Below are 7,538 nucleotides of genomic sequence, written 5' to 3' on the forward strand. Positions count from 1 at the left end.
CGCGCACCTCGTTYACCGTCGGCCGGAAGCCGAGGCTTGCCACGCCGGGCCAACTGCAGGGTCCGTCACCGATACCGATGCGCACGGCGAAAATACCCTGAACCGGGCTGACCCTCTCACTGAGATGGACATTCGCGGTCGGATATCCAAGGGTGCGGCCAAGCTGCTGGCCGTGCTCGACGTGCCCGTCGATCACGAAGGGGCGGCCGAGCAGTCGCGTCGCCTCGGCGAAGCGGCCCTCACCAAGCAGGGTGCGCACCTTCGACGACGACACGCGCTCGCCGTCGATAATGACCGGGGGCACGGCGTGGGCCGTGAAACCGAGCTCGGCGCCCATGCTCTGCAGCAACGCGAAGTCGCCGCCCCGGCGGTGGCCGAAGCGAAAATCCTCACCGACCCAGACTTCCCGGGCGGCCAGCCGGCCAACGATCACGCGACGGACGAAGTCTTCGGCCGACATGGCGGTGAGCGCCTCGTCGAAGCGCAGCGACAGCAGCTCGCGAATGCCCGCGGCCGACATGCCTTCAGCCTTCTCACGCACGCCGGAGAGGCGCGGTACGGGCTCCTTCGAAAAGAACGCCCGCGGTAGGGGCTCGAAGGTGATCACGGCGGGCACGAAGCCACGCGCCTCGGCGCGACGGCGCACCTCGTCGAGGATGGTCTGGTGGCCGAGATGCAGGCCGTCGAAAGCGCCGATCGCGACGACGCTGCCCTGGGGTGCCAGGCAGGGTCCGTCGACGTCGCGATGGAATCGCAGCGTCATGCGTGGGCGTCCTGGAAGCGATGCGGAATAAAAGCCATCGGGCCAGTATAGCCGGCCCATTGCGCCGCACAATGCGAGTCGCCTGGCCCGCCGCCGAGTCTCAGCGGGTGCGCAGGTCGCGCAGGCGGAAACCCATCGCGAACAGCGCCACGAGGTAGGCGCCACCGCCGGCGACCACGAGTACGGCCAGACGCCATACGCGCTCCCACTTCTCGACATCGGTCCACTCGGGCCAGACGGCGAGGCCAGCCAACAACACGGCGACCATCGCTGCGCAGGCCACGCCCAGGCGCAGCAGGTGCCGGGCCCAGCCGGGCTGGCGCTCGTAGACACCGGCCTTGCCCAGCCAGCGCCAAAGCAGGATCAGGTTGAGGTAGCTGGCCAGCGCGCTGGCCATGCCCAGGGCCATGTGCAGGCCGGGAATAGCCGAAAGCGCAGCGAACCACGAGCCGGCCTTCTGCGCCGGGCTCGCCCAGAGAAAGAACAGCWGGGCCAGGAAGGCCACGTTGAAGACCATGTTGGCCACCAGCGAGGCGACGCCGGCACGCACCGGGGTACGGGTGTCCTTGCGGGAGTAGAACGCCGGCAGCACCACCTTGACCAGGGCGAACGCGGGCAGACCGAAACTCAGGGCCGAAATCGACAAGGAGGCCATCCGTGTATCGAACGCGGTGAATGCGCCGTGCTGGAAGATCGTCGCCACCAAGGGCACCGAAAGGATCATCAGCGCGAACATCGCCGGCACCGCGATCAGCAGGGTCGTCCGCAGGCCCCAGTCCAGCGCCCGCGAGAACGCTTCCTTGTCCGCGCCGACGTGATGGCGCGACAGCGACGGCAGGATCACCGTGCCCAACGCGACGCCGAACACGCCCAGCGGCAGTTCGAGGAAGCGATCGGCCTGGGAGAGCCAGCTCTGCGACCCCGCCACCAGCAGCGAAGCGATCACTGTATCCAGCAGCAGGTTGATCTGGGCCACGGAGGACCCGAACAGGGTCGGCACCATCAGCCGCATGATCCGGCGCACGTCCGGCGAGCTCCAGCCCCATCGCGGCAGGGCGAGCAGATCGAGGCGGCGCAGCGTCGGCAGCTGGAAGGCCAGCTGGAGGATGCCGGCGACGAGGATCGCCCAGCCCATGGCCATGATCGGCGTATGCAGCCTGGGTGCGAGCCACAGCGCGCCGCCGATCATGCACAGGTTGAGGATCACCGGCGTCAGCGCCGGGAGGCCGAACTTGTGGAAGCTGTTGAGCGCGCCGCCGCTGAGCGCGGTCAGCGAGACGAACAACAGGAAGGGGAAGGTCAGGCGCAGCAGGTTGACGGTGAGCTCGAATTTCTCGGGCGTCTCGACCGCGCCGGGAGAAAACAACGCCGTTACCTGCGGCGCGAAGATCACGCCCAGGGCCACCACCACCAACAGGACGCCACCGAGCGTGCCCGCCGTGCGCGACATCAGCTGCTTGAGATCGTCGTGCGGACGGGTCTCCTTGACCTCAGTGAACACCGGCACGAAAGCCGTCGAGAAGGAGCCCTCGGCGAACAGGCGGCGCATGAAGTTCGGAATGCGGAAAGCCACCCAGAACGCGTCCGTGGCGGCATTGGCGCCAAACGAGGCGTTGATCGCCATGTCGCGGACCAGGCCGAGCACACGGGAGACCATGGTCATGCCGCTGAAAGACAGCACGCCGCGAAGAAGGCTGGGGGTTTTCATCCGTGTCCGGGTGATCGCAAACCCCTAGTTTGACAGCGGCGGGCTAGCGGAGGACAGTCTGCGGTCTGGAATTTCACGGGCAGCGTGCCCGCCCCGCCCTCCAGGCCCGCCTGCGCGGGCTCTAAGCTATTGACGCGACCCGTCTTTGGCCTCAAAATGGGCGTCTTTCTTAAAACCAACAGAACTCTGGAGCTTCACCTTGGCCAACATCAAGTCCGCGAAGAAGCGTGCGCGTCAGTCGGAGCAGCGCCGTCTGCGCAACGTCAGCGCGCGTTCCATGGTGCGTTCCGCACTGAAGAAGGTCGTCAAGGCGATCGACGCCAAGGATAAGGCTGGCGCAGCCACGGCTTACGCCGTCGCCGTGCCGGTGATGGACCGCTACGCTGCACGCGGCCTCATCCACAAGAACAAGGCTGCCCGTCACAAGAGCCGCCTGAACGCGAAGATCCGCGACCTGGCGTAATTGCCTGCGCGACATCGCTGTTCGCAAAAAAGCCGGCGCAAGCCGGCTTTTTTGTTGCCCTCATTACGATGGGAGCCGATTCCTGTGGGAGCCGATTCCTGTGGGAGCCGATTCATCGGCGATCCCGCGGCAGCGGGCCAGTCCGAGGCAAGCACTCAATCGCCGCTGAAGCGGCTCCCACAAGGAGCCACCTCCTTGCAAGGCCTTATTCGCCGCGCATGCGCACGTCGTCGGCCATTTCCTTGTTATCGCGCTGCTTCTCGCGCTCGGCATCGAAGAACTGCTGCACCTTGAGGCAGACATCCCAGGTGCCGATTTCGCTGGCTGCGGAGACCAGGAACCAGGGATCCTTCCACTCCAGGCGGGCGACGATATCGTCCGCCACGCGATGAAGCTCGGCTTCGTCGGAGAACACGTCGGATTTATTGATCACCAGCCAGCGCGGGCGGGTAACCAGCTCGGCGTCGAATTCAGCCAACTCTTTCTCGATCGTGCGGACCTGCTCAACCGGGTCGGAACCGTCGATCGGCTGGATATCGACCACGTGCAACAGCAGGCTGGTACGCGAGACGTGACGCAGGAACTGGATACCCAGGCCCGCGCCTTCGGCCGCACCCTCGATAATCCCGGGGATATCGGCGATCACGAAGCTCTGGTCGTAACCGATGCGCACGACACCCAGGTTCGGGTGCAGCGTGGTGAACGGGTAATCCGCCACCCGCGGCGTCGCCGCCGATACGGCACGGATAAAGGTGCTCTTGCCCGCATTCGGGAAGCCCAGCAGACCGACATCCGCGAGCAGGCGCATCTCGAGCTTGATGTCGCGGACTTCGCCCGGCGTGCCAGGGGTGAATTTGCGCGGAGCGCGGTTGACCGAGCTCTTGAAATGGATATTGCCAAGGCCGCCACGACCGCCCTGCGCAACCTTGAGACGCTGGCCGTGCGCCGTGAGATCGCCGATCACTTCGTCGGTATCGACGTTGATCACGATGGTTCCGACCGGCACGCGAACCTCGGAATCGTCGCCGCCCTTGCCGTACATCTGGCTGCCCATGCCGCCCTGCCCGCGCTCGGCCTTGAAGGCACGCATGTGACGGAAGTCGACGAGCGTGTTGAGACCTTCGTCCGCCACGAGCCAGACCGAACCGCCATTGCCGCCGTCACCACCATCGGGGCCACCGAACGGAATGAATTTCTCTCGACGGAAGCTGACGCAGCCGTTGCCGCCGGTACCGGCCGTGACCCTGATCTGTGCTTCGTCGACGAATTTCATGGGAAGGGAGCCTGGGTGAAGAAGTGAAACTGCTTTACAAACGAAAAGCCCCGCCGTGGGCGGGGCCTTCGTTATCGCGTCGAATGAGGCTTACGCCGTGACGACGTCGACAAACTTGCGACCCTTTTCGCCACGGACCTTGAAGGCAACCGTGCCGTCGATCAGGGCGAACAGGGTGTGGTCGCGGCCGAGGCCGACGCCCACGCCGGCGTGGAACTTGGTGCCACGCTGACGAACGATGATGTTGCCGGCTTCAACAGCCTGGCCGCCATAGATCTTCACACCGAGATATTTCGGGTTCGAATCGCGACCGTTGCGGCTGGAACCTACGCCTTTTTTATGTGCCATGACTCATATCCTCCGCAGATCAGGCGTTGATGCCCGTGATCTCGATTTCGGTGTAATGCTGACGATGTCCCTGCGTACGCTTGTAATGCTTACGACGACGGAACTTGACGATGCGGATCTTATCCGCGCGACCGTGGGCACGAATCTTCGCGCTGACGGTGGCACCGGCGACCAGGGGGGCGCCAACGGTGATCGACTCGCCTTCGCCCACCAGGAGGACCTGGTCGAACTGGACGGTGGAATCGACTTCGGCGGTGAGCAGTTCGACGCGCAGGATTTCGCCTGCCATCACACGATACTGCTTGCCACCGGTCTTGATGACTGCGTAKCTCATGGTTGTTTCCTGTTGCTGATTATGTAGTTCTTTTTAGGGTCTTGCGGGTGTTGCGAACTGCGAATTATAGCCAAGGGGAAAAGGCAAGGTCAATCAGATGGTTAAGGCGAGGTGACCGGCCTCGGCGCCAACCCCGCCATTCCACTGAAAAACCATTCGGAACAACGGCTTATGTAGGAGCCGCTTCAGCGGCGAACCCTCAGCGGCCATCTGGCGAGAAAGGCTTTGCGCCTCGCACATGCCGGCTGTAAGGCCCTGACAGAGCCAACCGCCCGCTCCGTTAGACCGGACAGCCGGCCCGTGCCAGCGCAAAGCCTCGTTCGCCCGAGGCGGGCCTGAGGGTTCGCGGACAAGTCCGCTCCTACCCCATACACGGCAGGTTTTCTGTGGGAGCCGCTTCAGCGGCGATGCCGGGGTACCTCAACCCGGCCCGCTGCCGCAGGATCGCCGCTGAAGCGGCTCCCACAAGGTGAGTGCCTACTTCTTCTTCGAGGGTGCGGGAGCTGGCGCCGGCGCTGGCGTCGCGCCGGCGGGCTTCGCGGCGGTGCCGCTGGCCGGGCACTGGCCCTGCGGGTTCAGGGTGCCCTGGCTCTGCAGCTGGGAAACCATCTGCTGGCCGCGCTCCTGGCCCCACTGCTTGCCGATCTGCATGCCCTCGGCCATGGTCGCCGGCATCTGGGTGATCACCTTCTGGCCCAACGGCGAACGGTAGAACTTGAGCAGGCCGTCGATATCCTCGGCGGTGAAATGCTTCTGATAGACCGGCACCATGCGGCCGATGAGCTGATTGGTCGCGTTGGCGTCCACAAAACCCTGCCAGTAGCTGGCCGGCACGCAAGGCAGAGCGCTCTGCATCACGCCCGCCATCTGGCTGTTCATCTGGCTGAGCATGCGGCCCATGCCGACGGCGTCCATCAGCTGGCGCACCTGCTGCTCGCTGGGCTGCGCCGCGAGCGCCTGGCCCGCACAACCCGCCAGCACCAGGCCGACGGCAATCCCTTTCCACTTACGCATGCGTCATGTTCCTCTTCGGGATGGATGGCACACCCCTCCCCGGGGCGACGGCCATGGTAGCCGCCTCGGCCTCCGCCGGGTACGCCGATGCGGCGGGGTACCGATCCCGCAAATCACCTGTGCTGAACCGTCACAAGTCGAGGCGGAATGAAGGCGGAAAACCCTTGGTATAGTCGGGGGCTTCCCCCATTTATGTCGGCACATGGACAGCATTCGCATCCGCGGCGCCCGCACGCACAATCTCAAGAATATCGACCTCGACCTGCCCCGCGATCGCCTGATCGTGATCACGGGGCTGTCCGGGTCCGGTAAATCCTCGCTGGCTTTCGACACGATCTATGCCGAAGGCCAGCGTCGCTACGTCGAGTCGTTGTCCGCCTATGCGCGGCAATTCCTCTCGATCATGGAAAAACCGGACGTGGACACGATCGAAGGCCTCTCGCCGGCCATCTCGATCGAGCAGAAGTCGACTTCCCATAATCCCCGCTCCACCGTCGGTACGATCACCGAGGTGTACGACTACCTGCGCCTGCTCTACGCGCGGGTCGGTACGCCGCGCTGCCCGACCCACGGCATCGCGCTGGAAGCGCAGACCGTCAGCCAGATGGTCGACACCGCGATGGCACTCGATGCCGACAAGCGGTGGATGCTCCTGGCGCCGGTGATTCGCGAGCGCAAGGGCGAGCACGTACAGGTGTTCGACCAGTTGCGCGCGCAAGGTTTCGTCCGCGCCCGCGTGGATGGCGAGGTCTATGACCTCGACGCCGTGCCGCCGCTGACTTTGCGCCAGAAGCACACGATCGAAGCCGTGATCGACCGCTTCCGTCCGCGCGAGGACATCAAGCAACGCCTGGCCGAGTCTTTCGAGACCGCCCTGCGCCTTGGCGAAGGCATTGTCATCCTGGTCGATATGGATGATGCGAAGGCCGCGGAGCAGCTGTTCTCGTCACGCTTTTCGTGCCCGATGTGCGATTACTCGCTCCCGGAGCTCGAGCCGCGCCTTTTCTCGTTCAATTCGCCGGTCGGCGCCTGCCCGACCTGCGACGGCCTGGGCGTTACCCAGGTGTTCGATCCGTCGCGCGTGGTCGGCCACCCCGAGCTCAGCCTCGCCGGCGGCGCCATCCGCGGCTGGGACCGTCGCAATGCGCACTATTTCCAGCTGATCATCTCGCTGGCCAAGTACTACGGGTTCGACCCGGAAACGCCGTGGCGCGAGCTAGCCAAACCGATGCAGAACGCCGTGCTCAACGGCTCAGGCAAGGACGTCATCCCGTTCCGGTACATCACGGACCGCGGCGGCAAGGTCACCCGCGAGCATAAGTTCGAAGGCATCCTGCCCAACCTCGAGCGTCGCTACCGCGAAACCGAGTCGGCTGCCGTGCGCGAGGAGCTGTCCCGTTACATCGCGGATCATCCCTGCCCGGATTGCGGCGGCCAGCGCCTGAACCCGTCGGCACGGAACGTGTTCGTTGCCGACCGCGCGATCCCCGAACTCACCTCGCTCGCCATCGACCATGCCCTCGGCTTCTTCGAAGGCCTGAAGTTGCCGGGCTGGCGTGGCGAGATCGCGGTGAAGATCGTCAAGGAGATCCGCGAGCGCCTGACCTTCCTCAACGATGTCGGCCTGAACTACCT

The 7,538-nt window shown here is 64.8% G+C and carries 8 protein-coding genes; 2 read left to right on the forward strand and 6 right to left on the reverse strand.

Translation table 11 applies throughout. The features are described 5' to 3' along the window. On the reverse strand, nt 1–763 hold a 763-nt coding region (ribF, locus tag AC1DSN_RS15395), incomplete at its 3' end, for a riboflavin biosynthesis protein RibF (protein ID WP_477331501.1). A gap of 100 nt (nt 764–863) precedes the next feature. Next, on the reverse strand, nt 864–2,471 hold the full coding sequence (gene murJ, locus AC1DSN_RS15400; protein ID WP_477331503.1) for a murein biosynthesis integral membrane protein MurJ: 1,608 nt from the start codon (nt 2,469–2,471) through the stop codon (nt 864–866). 199 nt (nt 2,472–2,670) lie between these two features. On the opposite strand from murJ, the gene rpsT reads away from it, so the two are divergent. After that, nucleotides 2,671–2,934, forward strand: coding sequence for a 30S ribosomal protein S20 (gene rpsT, locus AC1DSN_RS15405; protein WP_063571080.1), 264 nt, complete (start codon nt 2,671–2,673; stop codon nt 2,932–2,934). 205 nt (nt 2,935–3,139) lie between these two features. Here the strand turns inward: rpsT and cgtA are convergent, their stop codons facing one another. The 4 genes from cgtA to AC1DSN_RS15425 all read right to left on the reverse strand — a co-directional run bounded on the left by cgtA (nt 3,140) and on the right by AC1DSN_RS15425 (nt 5,903). After that, a complete protein-coding gene (gene cgtA, locus AC1DSN_RS15410; RefSeq protein WP_063571081.1) occupies nt 3,140–4,207 on the reverse strand; it encodes an Obg family GTPase CgtA in 1,068 nt (355 codons plus the stop codon). A gap of 90 nt (nt 4,208–4,297) precedes the next feature. After that, nucleotides 4,298–4,555 carry a 50S ribosomal protein L27 gene (gene rpmA / locus AC1DSN_RS15415; RefSeq protein ID WP_063571082.1) on the reverse strand — a complete coding sequence of 86 codons (258 nt, stop codon included), beginning with the start codon at nt 4,553–4,555 and terminating at the stop codon, nt 4,298–4,300. 19 nt (nt 4,556–4,574) lie between these two features. Continuing rightward, nucleotides 4,575–4,889 (reverse strand): 50S ribosomal protein L21, encoded by a 315-nt coding sequence (rplU, locus tag AC1DSN_RS15420; protein WP_477331505.1) that lies wholly within the window; start codon nt 4,887–4,889, stop codon nt 4,575–4,577. 477 nt (nt 4,890–5,366) lie between these two features. After that, nucleotides 5,367–5,903, reverse strand: a complete 537-nt coding sequence (locus AC1DSN_RS15425) for a DUF2059 domain-containing protein (RefSeq protein ID WP_477298551.1) — start codon at nt 5,901–5,903, stop codon at nt 5,367–5,369. A gap of 202 nt (nt 5,904–6,105) precedes the next feature. Between AC1DSN_RS15425 and AC1DSN_RS15430 the strand changes: the two genes are divergently transcribed. Continuing rightward, nucleotides 6,106–7,538 (forward strand): UvrA family protein (locus tag AC1DSN_RS15430; protein ID WP_477331507.1); only part of this gene is annotated, 1,433 nt, incomplete at its 3' end.

The sequence above is a fragment of the Luteibacter sp. P4_D7_3 genome (assembly GCF_056401735.1).

Excerpts from the sequence above, each read along its gene's own strand:
- AC1DSN_RS15425 (WP_477298551.1), bottom strand. The coding sequence starts at position 5,903 with ATGCGTAAGTGGAAAGGGATTGCCGTCGGCCTGGTGCTGGCGGGTTGT.
- cgtA (WP_063571081.1), bottom strand. The coding sequence starts at position 4,207 with ATGAAATTCGTCGACGAAGCACAGATCAGGGTCACGGCCGGTACCGGC.
- rpmA (WP_063571082.1), bottom strand. The coding sequence starts at position 4,555 with ATGGCACATAAAAAAGGCGTAGGTTCCAGCCGCAACGGTCGCGATTCG.